The organism is Stenotrophomonas sp. 99219_Sma, assembly GCF_056480785.1.
The window spans coordinates 353,976-371,266 of sequence record NZ_CM151117.1 but is presented as its reverse complement, the minus strand read 5'-3'; the positions used below and the strand labels follow the sequence as shown (position 1 = coordinate 371,266).

At 66.1% G+C, this 17,291-nt stretch carries 20 protein-coding genes; 8 read left to right on the top strand and 12 right to left on the bottom strand.

Going from position 1 to position 17,291, the window contains the following annotated elements; translation table 11 throughout:
- Positions 1-118 precede the first annotated feature (118 nt).
- Together ACZK13_RS01670 and folB are read right to left on the bottom strand one after the other, a co-directional pair.
- Positions 119-1,390: a mechanosensitive ion channel family protein gene (locus tag ACZK13_RS01670; protein WP_253144969.1), complete on the bottom strand. Its 1,272-nt coding sequence runs from the start codon at positions 1,388-1,390 to the stop codon at positions 119-121.
- 58 nt (positions 1,391-1,448) lie between these two features.
- On the bottom strand, positions 1,449-1,802 hold the full coding sequence (gene folB, locus ACZK13_RS01665; RefSeq protein ID WP_046983887.1) for a dihydroneopterin aldolase: 354 nt from the start codon (positions 1,800-1,802) through the stop codon (positions 1,449-1,451).
- 515 nt (positions 1,803-2,317) lie between these two features.
- On the opposite strand from folB, the gene ACZK13_RS01660 reads away from it, so the two are divergent.
- Complete coding sequence (locus ACZK13_RS01660) at positions 2,318-2,971, top strand: hypothetical protein (protein ID WP_032130383.1); 654 nt, start codon at positions 2,318-2,320, stop codon at positions 2,969-2,971.
- 41 nt (positions 2,972-3,012) lie between these two features.
- Here ACZK13_RS01660 and tsaD read toward each other — a convergent pair whose 3' ends face one another.
- On the bottom strand, positions 3,013-4,038 hold the full coding sequence (gene tsaD / locus ACZK13_RS01655; protein ID WP_180838564.1) for a tRNA (adenosine(37)-N6)-threonylcarbamoyltransferase complex transferase subunit TsaD: 1,026 nt from the start codon (positions 4,036-4,038) through the stop codon (positions 3,013-3,015).
- Between the two features lie 166 nt (positions 4,039-4,204).
- Between tsaD and rpsU the strand changes: the two genes are divergently transcribed.
- The 6 genes from rpsU to ACZK13_RS01625 all read left to right on the top strand — a co-directional run bounded on the left by rpsU (position 4,205) and on the right by ACZK13_RS01625 (position 9,376).
- Positions 4,205-4,420: a 30S ribosomal protein S21 gene (gene rpsU / locus ACZK13_RS01650; protein ID WP_002808376.1), complete on the top strand. Its 216-nt coding sequence runs from the start codon at positions 4,205-4,207 to the stop codon at positions 4,418-4,420.
- Positions 4,421-4,553: 133 nt separating this feature from the next.
- The gene (locus ACZK13_RS01645) at positions 4,554-4,997 is read left to right on the top strand and encodes a GatB/YqeY domain-containing protein (protein ID WP_004153909.1); all 444 of its coding nucleotides are present in this window, start codon (positions 4,554-4,556) and stop codon (positions 4,995-4,997) included.
- Between the two features lie 103 nt (positions 4,998-5,100).
- Positions 5,101-6,045 (top strand): YihY/virulence factor BrkB family protein, encoded by a 945-nt coding sequence (locus ACZK13_RS01640; RefSeq protein ID WP_125895677.1) that lies wholly within the window; start codon positions 5,101-5,103, stop codon positions 6,043-6,045.
- A gap of 59 nt (positions 6,046-6,104) precedes the next feature.
- Positions 6,105-7,844 carry a DNA primase gene (gene dnaG / locus ACZK13_RS01635; protein WP_253144972.1) on the top strand — a complete coding sequence of 580 codons (1,740 nt, stop codon included), beginning with the start codon at positions 6,105-6,107 and terminating at the stop codon, positions 7,842-7,844.
- Between the two features lie 28 nt (positions 7,845-7,872).
- Positions 7,873-8,373, top strand: coding sequence for a protein tyrosine phosphatase family protein (locus ACZK13_RS01630; protein WP_180838561.1), 501 nt, complete (start codon positions 7,873-7,875; stop codon positions 8,371-8,373).
- Between the two features lie 31 nt (positions 8,374-8,404).
- Entirely contained in the window at positions 8,405-9,376 is a 972-nt protein-coding gene (locus ACZK13_RS01625) for a bile acid:sodium symporter family protein (RefSeq protein WP_049421191.1), read from the top strand.
- Positions 9,377-9,440: 64 nt separating this feature from the next.
- On the opposite strand, the gene ACZK13_RS01620 is transcribed toward ACZK13_RS01625, so the two are convergent.
- The 6 genes from ACZK13_RS01620 to ACZK13_RS01595 form a co-directional block, all read right to left on the bottom strand.
- On the bottom strand, positions 9,441-10,061 hold the full coding sequence (locus ACZK13_RS01620) for a hypothetical protein (protein WP_180838560.1): 621 nt from the start codon (positions 10,059-10,061) through the stop codon (positions 9,441-9,443).
- Positions 10,062-10,854: 793 nt separating this feature from the next.
- Positions 10,855-11,661 (bottom strand): calcium-binding protein, encoded by an 807-nt coding sequence (locus tag ACZK13_RS01615; protein WP_253144977.1) that lies wholly within the window; start codon positions 11,659-11,661, stop codon positions 10,855-10,857.
- Positions 11,662-11,813: 152 nt separating this feature from the next.
- Positions 11,814-12,707 carry a heme o synthase gene (gene cyoE / locus ACZK13_RS01610; protein ID WP_010484229.1) on the bottom strand — a complete coding sequence of 298 codons (894 nt, stop codon included), beginning with the start codon at positions 12,705-12,707 and terminating at the stop codon, positions 11,814-11,816.
- Between the two features lie 4 nt (positions 12,708-12,711).
- Entirely contained in the window at positions 12,712-13,875 is a 1,164-nt protein-coding gene (locus ACZK13_RS01605) for a COX15/CtaA family protein (protein WP_049421194.1), read from the bottom strand.
- Positions 13,876-13,885: 10 nt separating this feature from the next.
- Entirely contained in the window at positions 13,886-14,455 is a 570-nt protein-coding gene (locus ACZK13_RS01600) for a hypothetical protein (protein ID WP_032129724.1), read from the bottom strand.
- A gap of 109 nt (positions 14,456-14,564) precedes the next feature.
- Positions 14,565-15,281, bottom strand: a complete 717-nt coding sequence (locus ACZK13_RS01595) for an SURF1 family protein (RefSeq protein WP_253144978.1) — start codon at positions 15,279-15,281, stop codon at positions 14,565-14,567.
- Positions 15,282-15,338: 57 nt separating this feature from the next.
- On the opposite strand from ACZK13_RS01595, the gene ACZK13_RS01590 reads away from it, so the two are divergent.
- Positions 15,339-15,557: a twin transmembrane helix small protein gene (locus ACZK13_RS01590; protein WP_005412025.1), complete on the top strand. Its 219-nt coding sequence runs from the start codon at positions 15,339-15,341 to the stop codon at positions 15,555-15,557.
- A gap of 20 nt (positions 15,558-15,577) precedes the next feature.
- On the opposite strand, the gene ACZK13_RS01585 is transcribed toward ACZK13_RS01590, so the two are convergent.
- From ACZK13_RS01585 to ACZK13_RS01575, 3 genes are read right to left on the bottom strand one after another with little or no spacing between them, the layout of a single operon-like run.
- On the bottom strand, positions 15,578-16,453 hold the full coding sequence (locus ACZK13_RS01585) for a cytochrome c oxidase subunit 3 (RefSeq protein WP_005412024.1): 876 nt from the start codon (positions 16,451-16,453) through the stop codon (positions 15,578-15,580).
- Positions 16,454-16,467: 14 nt separating this feature from the next.
- Positions 16,468-17,058, bottom strand: coding sequence for a cytochrome c oxidase assembly protein (locus ACZK13_RS01580; protein WP_107432934.1), 591 nt, complete (start codon positions 17,056-17,058; stop codon positions 16,468-16,470).
- A complete protein-coding gene (locus tag ACZK13_RS01575; RefSeq protein WP_253144979.1) occupies positions 17,055-17,288 on the bottom strand; it encodes a hypothetical protein in 234 nt (77 codons plus the stop codon). Before ACZK13_RS01575 ends, ACZK13_RS01580 begins: the two co-directional genes overlap by 4 nt.
- Positions 17,289-17,291: the final 3 nt, after the last annotated feature.

Genomic DNA, 17,291 nt, shown 5'->3' with positions numbered 1-17,291 from the left:
TGATGAAAACGTTTACAAGCCCGGCATTCTAGCGATCCCGGGCGATTTGGCGAGAGGTTTTTTCATTCAGTTTCAGCCACCAGCGGGGTCCGTATGGCCCCGCCGGAGGCATCGCAGCTTACTCCGACCCAGCCAACTGGCGCTGCCCGGCCATCAACATGGCGTCACTGGAGGCCTGGAACACGCGCAGGCCGAAGGCCGGCAGGATCGCCAGCAGGTGGTCGAAGATGTCCGACTGCACCGCCTCGTACTCGCCCCAGGCGGTGCTGCGGGTGAAGCAGTACAGCTCCAGCGGCAGGCCCTCGGTGGTCGGCTGCAGCTGCCGTACCAGCAGGGTCATGTCGGTATGGATGCCCGGGTGGTTGCGCAGGTAGCGCTCCACATAGGCCCGGAAGGTACCCAGGTTGGTCACCCGGCGGCTGTTGACCTCGGCCACGCCCTGTTCGCGCAGGCGCCCGTTCCACTGGCCAAGCTCCTGCTCCTTCTCCTGCAGGTAATCACGCAGCAGCGCGAACTGGCCAAGGAAGGCCAGGTCGCCCTCGTCCAGGAAGCCGACACTGTGCTGGTCCAGATACAGCGCACGCTTGATGCGGCGGCCGCCGGCCTCCTGCATGCCGCGCCAGTTCTTGAACGACTCGGTCACCAGTTTCTTGGTCGGGATGGTGGTGATGGTCTTGTCGAAGTTCTGCACGGTGACGGTGTGCAGCGCGATATCGATGACGTCACCGTCGGCATTCTGGCTGGGCATTTCGATCCAGTCGCCGATGCGCACACGGCCATCGCCACTGATCTGCACACTGGCCACCAGCGACAGGATGGTGTCCTGGAAAATCAGCATCAGCACTGCGGTGGCCGCGCCCAGGCCGGTCACCAGCGGGCCCAGCTTCACCCCCAGCAGGGTCGCAATGATGGACAAGCCGGCGGCCACGAACACCACGATCTTGACCACCTGCAGGTAGCCCTTGATCGGCTTGTTGCGCGCATCGGGCTTGCGCTCGTACAGGCTGTTGGCCGCGTCCAGCGCATGCGAGAACGCCATCGACACCGTCAGCACGGCCCATACGATGCACAGCTTGATGATGACGTTGACCAGGCCGGGTGGCAGGTCGGGAATGAGGGTGATGCCCGAGGCGATCACCTGGCTGGGCACCACGTTGGACAGGCGCGAGATGACCCGCATCAGATGGCTGCCGCGCCCGGACTCGGCACCGGGCAGGCGCTGCAGCAGGCGCCGCAGGCCACGCACCAGGATGCGCTTGGTCACCCAGTTGGCCAGGCCGGCTGCGACCAGCAGCGCCGTGATCATCAGCACCAGGTAGGCGCCAGGATAGGGTTCCAGTGTGTTCTGCAGCCGTTCCAGCCACTGTACCGCCACCACCGCGTCCACCATCAGTTGTCTCCTTCGTCATTGCCGTTGAGGTTGCCGGCCAGCGGCCGGCACGTCCGGGTCAGTCCCGCGTGCGTTCGATGATCACGCCCACCGCGCGCGCGCCGCGCACCGCGCCCGGCTTGCTCAGCTTCAGGCGCAGCCACTTCACGTCGAATTCGTCCAGCACGATCTGCGCGCAGCGCTCGGCCAGGGTTTCGACCAGGCCGAATTCCGACTCGCGCACGAACTGCTCCAGGCGCTTGCTCACCGCCTTGTAGTTCAGGGTATGGGCGATGTCGTCGGAGGCCGCGGGACGACGGTTGTCAAAGCCCATTTCCAGGTCGAACACCAGGTCCTGGCGGATCCGTCGTTCCCAATCGTAGATACCGATCAGGGCGTCGATCGTCAGCCCCTCGATGAAAACCTTGTCCATTGCGCTTAACCAGCCCGAATACAGGGGGCCATGGTAACGGCACGACGGTGAGCCTGCCCGGAACGGGCGGTGGGTGGCCGGCAGGAATGCGGCACTGGGAAAAACAAAGAGCCCCGCTAGCAGGGCCCTCTGGTACTACCGCTTGTCCCCGGGGGGAGCTGTTGAACAGCCGCGAGTCCCGGTGGCGCAGGCGTCGAAATTGAAGCGGGTGAGGTCTGCGGATCAAGAGGCGATTCCGACTATACCCGCATTTCCAAAAAAAAAAGGGCCCTGCTAGCGGGGCCCTTTGGTACCTCTCAACGTCCTCGGGGGGAGCTGGAATCCAGCCGCGAGTCCCGAAGCACACGATGCAGATCATGACGTTCATTCCCTCGACGGTCCAGAGTCAATCGCGACATGCTGGAGGAAGCCAAGGGCAATACAGGAATTCTGCTGCCTGACGCGGCGGCATTGCCCGATATCACGCCAGCGGCAACCAGCGCAGGCTGATGATCCGCCATGTGGTCCCGCATTTGATGAGAGAGCAACGAATCCTGCAGGCAGCGCTGTCACGCCCACGGTGGGCGACGTACAAACGTATCGCGGACCGGCACTCTTTGGATGCCGCCTCGCTTTACGTATGGAACATGCAGATGTGCGGCGCGCTGCTATCCCCCCTGCACGTCTGTGAAATCGTAATCCGCAACGCGGTGGCCGCGGCGCTGGCGCATGCCTTTGGGCCGCGCTGGCCCTGGCATCCTGCACTGCTGCAGCGGATGCCAGCAGATGGCGCGTTGTCGGCCTTGCAGGATCTCCATAGACAGGCTGGTCGTCGGATGGACACTCAGGAGATCATCGCCAGCCTTCGCTTCGCGTTCTGGCAGCAGCTTTTCACGCGGCGCTTCGAGGGAGCCATCTGGACGCGGGGCTTGAAGATTGCGTTGCCGAACGCGCCACAGAATGCTCTCAGCGTCGTCCGCACGAGCATCCACGCAGACATCGGACGCATCCGCCTCCTGCGCAATCGGATCGCCCACCACGAACCCATCCTGGAACGCGACATCGGTGCCGACCTGGCTGCGATCGGGCGGCTGATCCATGCGCGCTGCCCGCATACGCTGGGCTGGTTGCAACGCCATGAGCGGGCAACGACGGTATTGGCGGCGTCGCCGTTGGCAGGGCGTCCGTAATGCGTCCGCCGGGTATGGCCCGGCGCTACCGGTTCCGGGGCTTACACCGCAGGCAGGGTCGCCATGTCCCAGCGCGGGGTGACCTCGACCTTCGGCGGGCTGTGCTGGCCGGCCTGCAGCCGCAGCGCGCCGGCGAAGGCGATCATCGCGCCGTTGTCGGTGCACAACGCCGGCCGCGGGAAGCAGGCACGGCCGCCAAGGCGCTCGGCCATCTGCTGCAGGCGTGCGCGCAGGCGCTTGTTGGCGCCGACGCCGCCAGCCACCACGATCACATTGGTGCCGGCCGCTTCCAGCGCGCGCTCGCACTTGATCGACAGGGTCTCGACCACTGCATCTTCAAAGCCACGGGCGATGTCGGCGCGGGTCTGCTCGCTCTGGTCGCTGTCGCGCCAGGCCATCAGGACCTGGGTCTTCAGGCCGGAGAAGCTGAAATCCAGCCCCGGTCGGTCGGTCATCGGCCGCGCGAAGCGGTAGACACCCGGCGTGCCCTGCTCGGCCAGCCTGGCCAGCTGCGGGCCGCCCGGATAGGGCAGGCCCATCATCTTGGCGGTCTTGTCGAAGGCCTCGCCGGCCGCGTCGTCCAGAGTTTCGCCCAGCAGGCGGTACTGGCCGATCGCGTCCACCGCCACCAGCTGGGTATGGCCACCGGACACCAGCAGCGCCACGAACGGCGCTTCCGGCGGGTCGTCCTCCATCAGCGGGGCCAGCAGGTGGCCTTCCATATGGTGTACGCCCACCGCCGGCACCTCCAGCGCCCAGGCCAGCGACCGCGCCACGCCCGCGCCGACCAGCAGCGCGCCGACCAGGCCGGGACCCGCCGTGTAAGCCACGCCGTCGATATCACCTACACCCAGGCCGGCTTCGGCCAGGGTCTGGCGCACCAGCGGCAGCAACTTGCGGACGTGGTCGCGGCTGGCCAGCTCGGGCACCACACCACCGTATTCGGCGTGCAGGGCGATCTGGCTGTAGACCGCATGGGCGCGCAGGGCCGCGCTGCCGGCCAGGTCGGTGTCATACACCGCCACGCCGGTCTCATCACAGGAAGATTCGATGCCAAGGACTCGCATGCCTGCTATTATGACGCCCCTGCCGCCCCCTCGGGGGACGTGCAGGTCTCACTGCTTTCGAACCTCTGGCCCGTATTCAGGGTTGGCCGCTTGCAGTTTGTCTATTCGCCGCTATAATGTGCGGCTCGCCGGGCGTGACCCGGTTCTACTGTGTCCCGGAGATTCCATGCCCAGCGTCAAAGTCCGCGAGAACGAGCCCTTCGAGTTTGCTCTTCGCCGCTTCAAGCGCACTTGCGAAAAGGCCGGTGTGCTGGCCGAAACCCGCAAGCGCGAGTTCTACGAAAAGCCGACCCAGGAGCGCAAGCGCAAGGCCGCCGCTGCTGTGAAGCGTCAGCTGCGCCGCTCGTCGCGCGACGTTACCAAGCGTCAGCGCCTGTACTGATCGGACGCATCTTCATTGCGATGGGCTTGCCTGTCGCGATGGAGCCGAAGCCGGCACGCGCGAGCGTCGCCGGCTTTTTGCGTTTCCGGGTTCGGGCATCCGCCCCGCCCCACCTACCACCACGAGGTTCCTCATGAGCATGAAGCAGCAGCTCACCGAAGACATGAAGGCCGCCATGAAGGCGGGCGAGAAGCACAAGCTGGGCGTGATCCGCCTGATCAACGCCGCCATCAAGCAGCGCGAAGTGGACGAGCGCATCGAGCTGGATGACACCGCCGTGATCGCCGTGCTCGACAAGATGGTCAAGCAGCGCAAGGACTCGGTCAGCCAGTTCGAAGCCGCCAACCGCGAGGACCTGGCGGAGATCGAGCGCGCCGAGATCGTGGTCATCGAAGCCTACCTGCCGGCCAAGATGGGCGAAGCCGAGATCGTCGCCGCGATCCAGGCCGCCATCGCCGAGACCGGCGCTTCCGGTCCGGCCGACATGGGCAAGCTGATGGGCGCATTGAAGCCCAAGCTCGCTGGCCAGGCCGACATGGGTCTGGTCTCCAAGCTGGTCAAGCAGCAGCTGGCGTAAGCCATTGCCGGGGTCGGATCCCTTTCGCATCGCGGAAGGGCTCTGACCCCATTGATGCACCCGCTTCACCGCACCTTCGACCCCCGGCTGCTACAACATCCCCATGGTCGAGCAATCGCACTCCCCCGCCGACACGCGTCCCCACGGCATTCCCGCACGGCTTCGCCACTACGCTGACCGCCTGCAGGACAGCTTCCCGATGGCCGTCACCAAGCGCTTCGTCGAAATCGACGTGCTGACCCAGGCCGCCTCGGTCTCCTTCTACGCCCTGCTGTCGATGGCACCGCTGCTGGTGCTGCTGCTGTGGCTGACCGCCTCGCTGTACCCACCGGCACAACAGACGTTGATCAGCCAGATCGGTTCGGTGGCCGGCAGCAGCGTGGCCAGCGTCGCCGACACCGTGCTGCACAACGCCAACAGCCAGCCCAGCGTCGGTTCATTGGCCGGGCTGTGGAGCACGCTGCTGCTGTTCATCGGCGCCACGGCGGTGTTCGCCCAGCTGCAGAACGCGCTGAACCGGATCTTCCACACCAGCGGCCAGCGTCTGGAAGGCATCAAGGCCTGGCTGCGCAAGCGCGTGTTCTCATTCGGCGTGGTGTTGGCACTGGGCTTCCTGCTGATCCTGTCGATGACCGCCACCACCGCACTGCAGGTGGTGTTCGCGCAACTGCCCTCGGTACTGCCGGCAATCGGCTACCTGACCTCGCTGCTGCTGTACACGCTGGCCTTCGCCTTCCTCTACCACTACCTGCCGGACCGCCGCGTGGCCTGGCGCCAGGCCTTCATCGGCGGTGCCATCACCTCGGTGCTGTTCACCCTCGGCCGCTATGGCATCGGCGTCTACATCGCCACGGTGGCCCCGGGTAGCGCCTACGGTTCGATGGGCGCGCTGGTGATCTCGCTGGTCTGGATCTACTACGCCACCGCCGTGTTCTTCGTCGGTGCGTTGATGACCGCGGTGATCGACGAACGGCAGCATGCACGGGCGCAACTGGCCAGGGCCGGGGCCGATGCGGAACAGGCCAGCCCCGGCACCGCCAGCGAGTAAACTAGGGGAACCTGCCGCCCCTGCTGCGCGCCCTGCGGCCGCGCCCCGTTCTGTTGCCCATGGCCCGTATCCCCGACGCTTTCATCGACGATCTGCTCGCCCGCTCCGACATCGTCGAGGTGGTGGGCAGCCGCGTGCCGTTGAAGCGACAGGGCAAGGAGTACGCCGCGCGCTGCCCGTTCCATGACGAGCGCTCGGCGTCGTTCACGGTCTCGCCCACCAAGCAGTTCTATCACTGCTTCGGCTGCGGCGCGCACGGCACCGCGATCAGCTTCCTGATGAACTACGACCGCCTCGAGTTCCTCGACGCGGTGGATGAGCTGGCCAAGCGCGCGGGCATGGAAGTACCGCGCAACGAGAACCCGCGCAGCCCCCAGCAGCAGGACGACAGCCGCGAGCTGTATTCGGCACTGGATGCCGCTGCCCGGTTCTTCCAGAAGAACCTGGAAGGCAGCGACAAGGCACGCAGTTACCTTGATGGGCGTGGCGTGGACGAAGAGAACCGCGCGCGCTTCCAGATCGGCTACGCCCCGGATGGGTACAGCGGGCTGCGCGATGCACTGGGCAAGGACGAGCGGCGCATGAAGCTGCTCGACCGCGCCGGCCTGTTCTCGAAGAATGACCGCGGCCACGTCTACGACAAGTTCCGCGACCGGGTGATGTTCCCGATCTTCGACCGCCGTGGCCGGGTGATCGCCTTCGGTGGCCGCGTGTTCGAGAAGGACGACGGCCCCAAGTACCTCAACTCGCCCGAAACCGCGCTGTTCCACAAGGGCCGCGAACTGTACGGCCTGTGGCAGGTGCGTCAGGCCAACCAGAAGATCGAGCGGCTGATCGTGGTCGAGGGCTACATGGACGTGGTCTCGCTGTTCCAGTTCGGTGTCACCCAGGCGGTGGCAACACTGGGTACCGCAACCACGCCGGACCATGCCGAGCTGCTGTTCCGCAACGCGCCGGACGTGTTCTTCTGCTTCGACGGCGACGCCGCCGGCCGCCGCGCCGGCTGGAAGGCGCTGGAGTCGGTGCTGCCGCGCATGAAGGACGGCCGCCAGGCCTTCTTCCTGTTCCTGCCCGATGGCGAAGACCCGGACACCATCGTGCGCAAGGAAGGCGCCGAGGCCTTCAACGAGCGCCTGAAGCAGGCCACGCCGCTGTCGCAGTTCTTCTTCGATGAACTGACCCGCGAGATCAACCTGGGCACGCTGGACGGCAAGGCGCGCCTGGCCGAACGCGCAAAGCCGATGCTGGCGCAGATTCCCGACGGTGCCTTCGGCGACCTGATGAAGCAGCAGCTGGCGCAGCTGACCGGGCTCGGCGGCAACGCCCAGGCTGCACGCACGTCGATGCCGCAACGCCAGCCTTCGCGCACGATCCAGCCAGTGGCCAGGCGCAGCCTGGTGCGCGGCGCGATCGCCGTGCTGCTGCAGCAGCCGTCGCTGGCGCTGACCCTGGGCGGCAAGCATCACTTCCAGGGCCTTCGCCTGCCTGGTGTGGAACTGCTGCTGGAGCTGCTGGGGCTGGTCGAACAGCGCCCGGACATCAGCACCGGCGCCCTGCTGGAACACTTCGACGGCCGCGAGGAACAGGCCTCGCTGCATACATTGGCCGCACAGACGCTGCCCGGCACCGAAGCCAGCTGGACCCAGGAACTGCACGACGCAGTGGCCCAGCTGGAGAAACAGCTGCTGGTGCAACGTCTGGAGGAGTTGTTGGCAAAGCAGCGCCAGCAGGGCCTGGACGATACTGACAAATACGAACTGCGCGAGCTGCTGAAGGCGCGCGCCGGACTGCGCCTGTAGCGGGCAGAACGTTTTCACGGAGAGGACCATGCTGCTGCGCCTGACCTGCCTGCTGTTGTTGTCGCTCCGCCTGCCGCTGACGGCCCTGGCCGAAGACGCGCCCCTGAACGAAGTCCGCCCCGGCCTGTATGTCGGCGGCCAGCCCAGTGCCGCGCAGCTGCAGGCCTTGGCCGCGCAGGGCGTGCGCACCGTGATCGACCTGCGCCAGTCCGACGAAGACCGCGGCTTCGATGAAATCCACGCGGCCGAATCGCTGGGCCTGCGCTATGTGCGCATTCCGGTGGCCGGCGCCGAGGGCCTGGATGCGGCCAATGTGCGCGCCGTGCACCAGGCCCTGCAGCAGAGCCAGGGGCCGGTGCTGCTGCACTGCGCCTCCGGCAACCGCGCCGGTGCCGTGCTCGGCCTGGTCAATGCCCGCTATGAACATGCCAGCCCGGAGCAGGCGCTTCAGCTCGGCCAGCGCGCCGGCCTGAAGTCGCTGGAAGCCGCCACCCGCCAGCGCCTGGCCACACCGGTCACCTCGCCCTGAACCACCCTCCGCACCAAGGACTCTGCCCACCATGACCCGCTGGTGGTCGCGCCTGCGACCGGACAACTTCACCCTCGCCCTGCTGTGCACCGTCGGCCTGGCCTCGCTGCTGCCGATGAAGGGCGCCGCCGCCATCGTGCTCGACGATGTCACCACCGTCGCCATCGCCGCGCTGTTCTTCCTGCATGGCGCGCGCCTGCCGCGCGAGTCGATCATCGGCGGCATGCTGCACTGGCGGCTGCACCTGACCATCCTGGCCTGCACCTTCATCCTGTTCCCGCTGCTGGGGCTGATGTTCAAGCCACTGTCGGGTTGGCTGCTGACTCCGGAGCTGTACCTGGGCGTGCTGTTCCTGTGCACCCTGCCGTCCACCGTGCAGTCGTCCATCGCGTTCACCTCCATGGCCCGCGGCAACGTGCCGGCAGCGGTGTGCAGCGCCTCGCTGTCGAGCATCCTCGGCGTGTTCCTGACCCCACTGCTGCTGACCGCGCTGGCCGGCACCTCCGGCGGCGTGCATGACCCACTGCACGCGATCGGCGGCATCATGCTGCAGCTGCTGGTGCCGTTCGTGGCCGGCCACCTGCTGCGGCCGTGGATTGCCGGCTGGGTGGAGAAGCAGCGCGCGCTGCTGCGCTACACCGACCAGGGCACGATCCTGCTGGTGGTGTATTCGGCGTTCGGCGAAGCGGTAACCGAAGGGTTGTGGAGCAAGACACCGCTGCTGTCGCTGCTGGCCGTGGCGGTGGTCGCCGCCGTGCTGCTGGGCATCGCCATGCCGCTGATCACCTTCATCGCGCGTCGCCTGCGCTTCAACCGCGAGGACGAGATCGCCATCGTCTTCTGCGGCTCGAAGAAGAGCCTGGCCACCGGCGTGCCGATCGCCAAGGTGCTGTTCGCCGGTGGAAGCCTCGGCGCGATCGTGCTGCCGGTGATGATCTACCACCAGATCCAGCTGATCGTCTGCGGTGTGATCGCGCAGCGGTATGCGAAGCGCGCGCCCTGATTGGGCGCGCGGGTTTTTGTAGAGAGCCCATCCACGCGCGGCGTGGATGACGCATACGCCGCCGCTAATCCACGATGGCCGCGGCGATGTCGTGCAGCACTCGGGCGTTGCGCTCCACGTCGCTGCCCGGCTCGCCCGTGGCGGTCAGACTGTAGGTCTTGCTGTCTCCCGTCCAGGCAAGCTCAACCCGAGTACGGCCGACACTATCCACAACCTTCCCGAGATGAGCGGGCTTGCCGTCCACCACGGTGTTCTGCGCCTCCGCGATGACCTCGATCTGCATGCCCGCAGCGAGGAAGTTGTTCTCGCTGAACTCCACGATGCCGACACCCTCCAGCCGGTAGAAACGGCTCAAGCCCGAGGACTTTCCACCCTCCAAAGCGCCACTGGGCTCCATGCCAATCATCTCGGCTGCGCCCAGCAGGCTGCTTTCCAGCCTGCTGGGTGGCTGCGGCAGGCGCTGGCGCAGTTCTGGAGTTGAGCGGTGAGTCCGCGGCACGGCAGCCAGCATTTCGGCCTGCGTTGGGATACTCCCTGCTGCAACCCGCACGACACCGTTGGATCGTTCGATGTCATCGCGAAGCTGCCGCTTCACTTCTCGGGGGGCATCAAGGTCTGCCAGTTTCACCATCTGGTAGCTGCCCACGCTGGCGGACGATCTTCCCATTGCCGAGGCCTCCTGCATTGCAGCCTGCATGGCGCGTTGGTGTAGCCAGCTCCCTACCGCATCGGGAGCAGGTTCATTCTGGGATGCTTGAGCTGACATCGACGTGGCCAGCGAGAATGCGATAAAGCAAAGACTCTTCATGATGCTCACCACTCCGAAAGTTGGCAATCGACCGCACTCGTGGATTGCGTAAATACGCGTCCGCCCAGCACCCATGTGTGATATCCGTGAACAACCATTCGTTCTGGATCACTGCCATCGCCTGCGTAAAATCGCCAGGAGTACAGTCCATTGTTAGCACCGAAAGCATGCTTCGGCTCAATGTTCCCGAGGGGAACGTGCCTGGTTACGGCCGACCCCTGAAAATTGCGAAACTGGGGCCGTTCATAGGGGATTCGTTGATGAATCCAATGCAGTTGGCCCGACTCAGTGCTTTTACTTCTGCTGCCGCATTGCCAGCCAGGCAGGTAAGCGCGGCACACAGAACGATGGGCAGAGAAACATGACATCTCATTGATTGCTCCACAGAATTGCGAGTCATCCCGCAATACCTGTGTATCTACTGTTGATGATCCGGTCTGGTGGAACAGTCGGTATCTGTGACGCCTTGCGTGCAGGAAGCTGACAGCGCGGCAAAACCCTACAGCGCGACGGCTTGGTCGGTGGGCGCAGTTGCAGCCCTCCCGGGCGAAACCCGACACTGGCTGCGCCGGGTTCCGTGAGAGCCCATCCACGCATGGCGTGGCTCTACTCCCACCGATGGCGTGAACCACCAGTAGATCCACGCCATGCGTGGATGGGTTGCCTGCCGTTACGGGCCCACCAGCGTGCCGACGCTCAACTCCGGCATCCACACCCACAGGTCGTACGGCCGTTTCGCATCGGCATCGACCCGCGGCGCCGTGGCCACCTGCTCTGGAAGTGACCGCGCCACGCAGCGGCCCGCGCATCCCCACGCCTGACCACGCTGCGCGCCCAACCGTACGCTGTAGATATCCAGGTCCCGCAGCTGCGACGCCATCGGGTACATCTGCATTTCCGGCGGCATACCTTGCGGGCGCTGCAGCATGGCGTGCACGTTGCCGGTCAGCACCAGCATGCGTGCGCCAGCCGGCAGTCGCCGGTACAGCCGCCGCAGCTCGGCCGCCATGCGGTCATCGCGTGCCTGGTTGCCGCCATCGCTGTTGTCGACGTCATAGCCGACCACATCGATGGCACGACCCTGTGCCTTCAGCGCACGCAGGTCTTCGATCATCGCCAGCATGTCGCGGCTGCGACGGCCGTCATGCTGGTCATCGCGCACGGTCCAGAACGCGCGGCCATGCAGGTGCTGGCGCGCCGCGGCCCCGCCATCGGATTCCAGATAGTCGTGCAGCGCAGGGTTCTCTGCACGCGGCAGTTCCAGGGCCAGCAGGACAGGGCCGTTACGGCTGTAGTCGTCCACCAGCTGGCGTACCAGCAGCGGTGTCTCGCGGGTACCGTGAAATTCACCCAGCACCAGCAGGCGATGCTCATCGGCGTGCTGGCGGATCTGCACGGCGGTGTCGTCGGCATGCGCACTAAGGGCCATGCCCAGCGTCAGCAGCAGCGCCGCAGTCCAGCGGAAGATCGAATGCATCCCTGCGCCTTCCTTTCCTTGGGGTCAGGAACAGCAATGGCGACACAGCAACCGCGGTTCAAGTAGATCCACGCCATGCGTGGATGCGCCCACCATCAGACCGGGTCAGAGCCCCGACGGGGATCCGCCCCCGAGTCGAGCATGGCTCGACTCTACAGCCAGGGCAGGATCCAATGGTCCACCAGCAGGAAGGCGAACAGCGCCATCAGGTAGACGATGGAGTAATAGAACATCTTCATCGAGAACAGTTCGTCCGGCGGATTGAGCATGCGCCAGGCGTACCAGAGGAACACCGCATTGAGCACGATCGCGCCGCCCAGGTAGAACGCACCGCTCATGCCCACCAGGTACGGCAGCAGGCAGACCAGCGCCAGCACCACCGAATACACCATGATCTGCTTGCGGGTGTGCACCACGCCGTGGGTCACCGGCAGCATCGGGATCTCCGCTTTGGCGTAGTCCTCGCGGCGGAAGATCGCTAGCGCCCAGAAGTGCGGCGGCGTCCAGATGAAGATGATCAGCACCAGCAGCGACGAGTACGCCCAGTCCGACGAACCCTGCATGCCGGTCACCGCAGCCCAGCCCAGCATCGGCGGCATCGCGCCGGCCAGGCCACCGATGACGATGTTCTGCGAGGTCGCACGCTTCAGGTACACGGTGTAGATCACCGCGTAGCCGATCAGCGAGGCAAAGGTCAGCACGGCGGTGATCAGGTTCACCCACAGCACCAGGATGACCATCGACAGCACGATCAGCACGCCGGCGAACACCAGCACCTGCCACGGCTTGACCTTGCCCACCACCAGCGGCCGCCACGAGGTGCGGGCCATCTGCGCATCGATGTGCGCATCCAGCAGCTGGTTGATCGCCGCGGCCGCCGAAGCGGCCAGCCAGATGCCCAGGAAGCCGAGCACGCCGGCGCGCACCTGCTCCCAGCTGGGCACGCCGGGGATGGCCAGGACCATGCCGACCAGGGCAGTGAAGACAATGAGGGCAACGACCTTGGGCTTGGTCAGGTCCCAGTACTGGCGGTAATTGGAAAACATGGAATCAGTCCGGGGCACGCAGGCGGGCCAGCAGGCTGACCAGCACGAACAACAGGGCAACGGCCACGCCGTTGTGGGCCACCGCCACTTCCAGCGGCAGCGCCAGCTTCACATTGAGGATGCCGAGGGTGACCTGCAGCACCAGCAGCGCGATCAGCGCGCTGGCCCAGCCACGCATGCTCGGCAACCGGAACAGGCGCACGCCCAGCCACAGCAGGTAGAGGGCCACCACCACCGCGAACAGGCGGTGTGCCATCTGGATGGCGATGCGCGAGGCGCCATCCAGCACGCCGCCTTCGTAATCCACGCCGATGCCACGCCACAGGGTGAAGCCTTCGACGAAGTTATGCTGCGGCCACCACTGGTTGGCGCAGCGCGGGAAGTTGTCCAGCGAGGCGCTGCCACCGCCGCAGGCCAGCGCCGCGTAATTGGCGCTGACCCAGCCCCCCAGCGCGATCTGGGTGACCAGCACCGCTACGCCGATGCGCAGCAGCCACTTCAGCTTCGGCGCCTCGGCCAGGGTGATCGGCATGTGCGTCGCGCGCCAGGCCATCCACACCAGCAGGCCGAACATCAGCATGCCACCGAGCAGATGGCCCATCACTACGATGGGTTTGAGCAGCAGGGTCACCGTCCACATGCCCAGCAAGGCCTGGAAGATCACCACCGCCAGGGTCAGCAATGCAGCGCGCGCCAGGTCGATGTTGCTCCAGCGCAGCGCGGCGATCAGCAGGATCGCCTCACCGATCAACGCCAGCACGCTGGCCGTGCCATGCCAGCCCATCATGTACAGCGGTATGCCGGCGGCCACTAGCACGCAGGCGGTCACCACCGCCGTGCTTCCGAATCGCCGCTTGCGCGTGGCCAACAGGGCCAGGGTCAGGATCTCGATGCCCAGCGCGCCAGCCAGGAAGCGGTGCACCTGCTCACGCCAGGCCTTGTGGGTCTCCAGCGGGCGGATCTCCGCCGCCGGGTGGCCGATGGTCTCTTCCACGTGCTGCGGCCAGGTGGCCTGGCCATAGCAGGTCGGCCAGTCCGGGCAGCTCAGGCCGGCATCGGACAGGCGCACGAACGCGCCGAACATGATCGTGCTCGCGGTCATGATCATGGCGAACCACGCCAGGCGGTGGAAATTGCGGTGCAGCGCCGGACGCGCGGAAAGGCTCATCAAACGGGACTCACTTCAGTTTCAGCAACGTGGCCATGTCCTTGCGCAGGCCACCCAGGTCGGTGCCCGGGGCATGACGCATGATCACGAAGCCGTTCGGATCGATCACGTAGACCGGCAGGCCAGCCGGATCGTCGACGCCGGGCAGGGCCGCGCGCAGTGCTGGCGACGGAGCCAGCGGCCGCAGCGCGGGCAGCGAGGCGATCGACGCCGGTGGCGTTCCCAGCCACAGGATTTCGACATTATCGGCGTTATGGCCGAACAGCTGCCACACCTTGCCCAGTCCCTGCGACAAAGTGACGCACTGCGCGTCGCAGGCACCGGCCGGCGCCACCAGCAGACGCCAGGTACGGGCCTCGGGGTTCCAGGCGTAGGGCTGGCCGCTGGCCAGGGTCGGCGCCTGCTGGCGCAGGTCCACCGGCGGCTTCAGCAGCTGGCCGGCATTGCGGTGCCCGGTCGGTTGCCAGCCGGAGAAGCGCAGCACGGCGGCCAGTGCCATCGCACCGAAGAACACGGCAAACAGCAGCACCAGGGTCCGGCGGCCGGAGCCGCGCGCCTGCGGGGACGTAGCAGTGTTCATGCGGGGCATTTTCTCATGGTTGGGTAAGGGATGCGGGTGTGGTGCCCCGGTAGTGCCGGCCGCTGGCCGGCATCCAGGAATCCGAGGGGATGCCGGCCAGCGGCCGGCACTACCGGGCCACGGCACGTCTCCTGCGCCACTCCAGCACCAGCGCGACCACCAGCACGGTCAGGGCTAGGCCGAACCACTGCACGGCGTAGCCCAGGTGACGCTGCGGCGGCAGCGTGTTCGGCAGCAGGTCCAGATCGCGTTCGTCGCCGAATGGCAGTGCCGGGTCCAGGCGCAGGACGCGGTCGGGCAATACCGGTAGGCCAAGCGCCGCCGCCAGGCCTTCGGCGGGCAAACGGCTGGCCAGCCAACGCCCGGCCTCATCGGTAGCGGAGAACGCCGGGCCCAGTGCCAGTCCCGCCGACGGCGGCGGCGCCAATAACCCACGCACCGCCACCGGCGAAGGCGGCGCCGGCACATCCGGCAGCGTGCGATCCGGCGGCAGCGCGCGCCAGCCGAGGTCGACCAGCAGCACGCTGCCTCCGTCACTGCGGAACGGACGATAGATCTTCACCCCGGCGCGACCATGCCGGGTCTGGTTGTCCAGCAGCACCACGCCGGGCAGGAAGCGGCCGTGGTCGGCCACGCCATGCAACGCGCCGGGCGCCGCCAGAGCCTGCGCCAGTGGCAGCGCCTGTGCCACGGCTGGACCTTGTGCATCCAACATTGCCTGTTTGGCATGCATGCGCTGCAGCTGCCACAGCCCCAATGCGCTGAAACCGGCCATCGCCAGCACCGCCAACAGCCAGCCGATCACGCGCGTGTGCTGGCGCATCATGACAAGTCCGCGCAAACGCGGTCAGATAGGCCCATCCACCCTGCCCTCGAGCCGCGCATGAGTGATTCGCTGAAGACCCTGCTGGTAATCGCGTTTCTGATCGTCATCGTCTGGAATCTGGGCGCCGGCCTGTATTACCTGCTGGTCGACCGCGGCCAGACCAAGCGCACGGTCAACGCACTGACACGCCGCATCGCGGTGTCGGTGGCGTTGATCCTGCTGGTGATCGTGAGCATCTACATGGGCTGGATAAAACCGCACGGCATCGGCGGCTGAGGCCACCGATACGTGCGCGGTCAAAGCACGTAGACGAACATGAAGAGCATCAGCCACACCACGTCGACGAAGTGCCAGTACCACGCGGCGGCTTCGAAACCGAAATGGTTGTCGCGGGTGAAGTGCCCCTTGGCCGAACGCAGCCACATCACGATCAGCATGATCGTGCCCAGCAGCACGTGCGCACCGTGGAAGCCGGTCAGCATGAAGAACGTTGAACCGTAGATGCCCGAACCGAGCGTCAGGTTCAGTTCCTTGTAGGCGTGGATGTACTCCTCCGCCTGCAGGGTCAGGAAGCCGAGGCCGAGCACCACGGTCAGGCCCAGCCAGATCAGCAGCTGGCGGCGGTTGCCCGCCTTCAGTGCGTGGTGGGCGATGGTCAGGGTCACGCCGGAGGTCAGCAGGATCAGCGTATTGATCAGCGGCAGGCCCCAGGCCGGAATGGTCTGGAACGCGCCACCGATCGCCGCCGGGCCATTGGTCGGCCATCCGGCGGAATAGCCCTGCCAGAGCAGCTCGTTGGTCATCACCCCGCGGCCTTCGCCGCTGAGCCACGACAGGCCCAGGTTGCGGGTGTAGAACAGCGCGCCGAAGAACGCACCGAAGAACATCACTTCGGAGAAGATGAACCAGATCATCCCCATCCGGAACGAGCCATCGACCTGATGGTTGTAGTTGCCGGCCTGCGATTCGCGCACCACGTCGCTGAACCACCAGAACAGGGTCAGCACCAGCATCGCGATGCCGATGTAGAACGTCCAGCGTCCCCAGCTGGCATCGTTGAGCCAGCTGGCCACACCGACCATGGTCACCATCATCGCGATGGAACCCACGAACGGCCATTTGCTCTGGGCCGGGACGAAGTACACGTTGGCGTCGGTCGGTGTCTGGGCCATGTCGGTATCCGGGGTCAGGGTGCGGCGTGCGCGCCTTCCGAGGTGGCGGCCGGAGCCAGCCGATCGGACAGCGCGTCGTTGCGGTAGAAGGTGTAGGACAGCGTGATCGTCTTGATCTCCGGTGGCAGGTCCGGATCGACGATGAAGCGCACCGGCATGTCGCGCTTCTCGCCGGCCTGCAGCGTCTGCGCGGTGAAACAGAAGCACTCGGTCTTGCTGAAGAAGCCCGACGCACGCGCCGGCGCCACCGAAGGCACCGCGCTGCCGACCACTGCCTGCTGGCTGTCATTGCGGGCGAAGTACAGCGCTTCGTTGAGTTCGCCGGGCACCACGTCCATGGTCAGCTGCTCGGGATGGAACGACCATGGCAGCCGTGAGTTGACCCCGCCATCGAATTCCACGCGCACGGTGCGCTTGCCGGTCACGGCGCCGGTACTGGCCTCGCTGCCGGGACCGCGCTCCAGGCGCACGCCGAACACCTTTTCGCAGGCGATGCGGTACAGCGGCACCAGCGAGAACGTGAGCAGGAACACCGCCACCGCCACACCGATCAGGCGCGGCAGTCCCGCACTGCGTGACGGTGTGCTGGCCGGTGCGTCGCTCATCGGCCGATCACCCCACTGAGGATGAAGCCGACGTAGACCAGCACGGCGATGGCGCCGACCCACATCGCCGTGCGCCTGGCGCGCTGGCGTTGCTGCTCGATGCTTCCACCCTGGTAGAGCCGACCGCTGGTCGGCTGCTTTTCGTCAGTCGAGCATGGCTCGACTCTACCCAAGGCATCAGCCGAGCATGGCTCGACTCTACCGATCGGGAGCGGGCTTTCGTTATGCATGCC

Excerpts from the sequence above, each read along its gene's own strand:
- ACZK13_RS01630 (WP_180838561.1), top strand. The coding sequence starts at position 7,873 with ATGCTGCTGCGCCTGACCTGCCTGCTGTTGTTGTCGCTCCGCCTGCCG.
- ACZK13_RS01620 (WP_180838560.1), bottom strand. The coding sequence starts at position 10,061 with ATGCAGGAGGCCTCGGCAATGGGAAGATCGTCCGCCAGCGTGGGCAGC.
- ACZK13_RS01615 (WP_253144977.1), bottom strand. The coding sequence starts at position 11,661 with ATGCATTCGATCTTCCGCTGGACTGCGGCGCTGCTGCTGACGCTGGGC.
- dnaG (WP_253144972.1), top strand. The coding sequence starts at position 6,105 with ATGGCCCGTATCCCCGACGCTTTCATCGACGATCTGCTCGCCCGCTCC.
- ACZK13_RS01580 (WP_107432934.1), bottom strand. The coding sequence starts at position 17,058 with ATGAGCGACGCACCGGCCAGCACACCGTCACGCAGTGCGGGACTGCCG.
- ACZK13_RS01645 (WP_004153909.1), top strand. The coding sequence starts at position 4,554 with ATGAGCATGAAGCAGCAGCTCACCGAAGACATGAAGGCCGCCATGAAG.
- ACZK13_RS01670 (WP_253144969.1), bottom strand. The coding sequence starts at position 1,390 with ATGGTGGACGCGGTGGTGGCGGTACAGTGGCTGGAACGGCTGCAGAAC.
- ACZK13_RS01595 (WP_253144978.1), bottom strand. The coding sequence starts at position 15,281 with ATGATGCGCCAGCACACGCGCGTGATCGGCTGGCTGTTGGCGGTGCTG.
- ACZK13_RS01600 (WP_032129724.1), bottom strand. The coding sequence starts at position 14,455 with ATGAACACTGCTACGTCCCCGCAGGCGCGCGGCTCCGGCCGCCGGACC.
- ACZK13_RS01605 (WP_049421194.1), bottom strand. The coding sequence starts at position 13,875 with ATGAGCCTTTCCGCGCGTCCGGCGCTGCACCGCAATTTCCACCGCCTG.
- ACZK13_RS01590 (WP_005412025.1), top strand. The coding sequence starts at position 15,339 with ATGAGTGATTCGCTGAAGACCCTGCTGGTAATCGCGTTTCTGATCGTC.
- ACZK13_RS01640 (WP_125895677.1), top strand. The coding sequence starts at position 5,101 with ATGGTCGAGCAATCGCACTCCCCCGCCGACACGCGTCCCCACGGCATT.
- ACZK13_RS01575 (WP_253144979.1), bottom strand. The coding sequence starts at position 17,288 with ATGCATAACGAAAGCCCGCTCCCGATCGGTAGAGTCGAGCCATGCTCG.
- ACZK13_RS01625 (WP_049421191.1), top strand. The coding sequence starts at position 8,405 with ATGACCCGCTGGTGGTCGCGCCTGCGACCGGACAACTTCACCCTCGCC.
- rpsU (WP_002808376.1), top strand. The coding sequence starts at position 4,205 with ATGCCCAGCGTCAAAGTCCGCGAGAACGAGCCCTTCGAGTTTGCTCTT.
- ACZK13_RS01585 (WP_005412024.1), bottom strand. The coding sequence starts at position 16,453 with ATGGCCCAGACACCGACCGACGCCAACGTGTACTTCGTCCCGGCCCAG.
- folB (WP_046983887.1), bottom strand. The coding sequence starts at position 1,802 with ATGGACAAGGTTTTCATCGAGGGGCTGACGATCGACGCCCTGATCGGT.
- tsaD (WP_180838564.1), bottom strand. The coding sequence starts at position 4,038 with ATGCGAGTCCTTGGCATCGAATCTTCCTGTGATGAGACCGGCGTGGCG.
- ACZK13_RS01660 (WP_032130383.1), top strand. The coding sequence starts at position 2,318 with ATGAGAGAGCAACGAATCCTGCAGGCAGCGCTGTCACGCCCACGGTGG.
- cyoE (WP_010484229.1), bottom strand. The coding sequence starts at position 12,707 with ATGTTTTCCAATTACCGCCAGTACTGGGACCTGACCAAGCCCAAGGTC.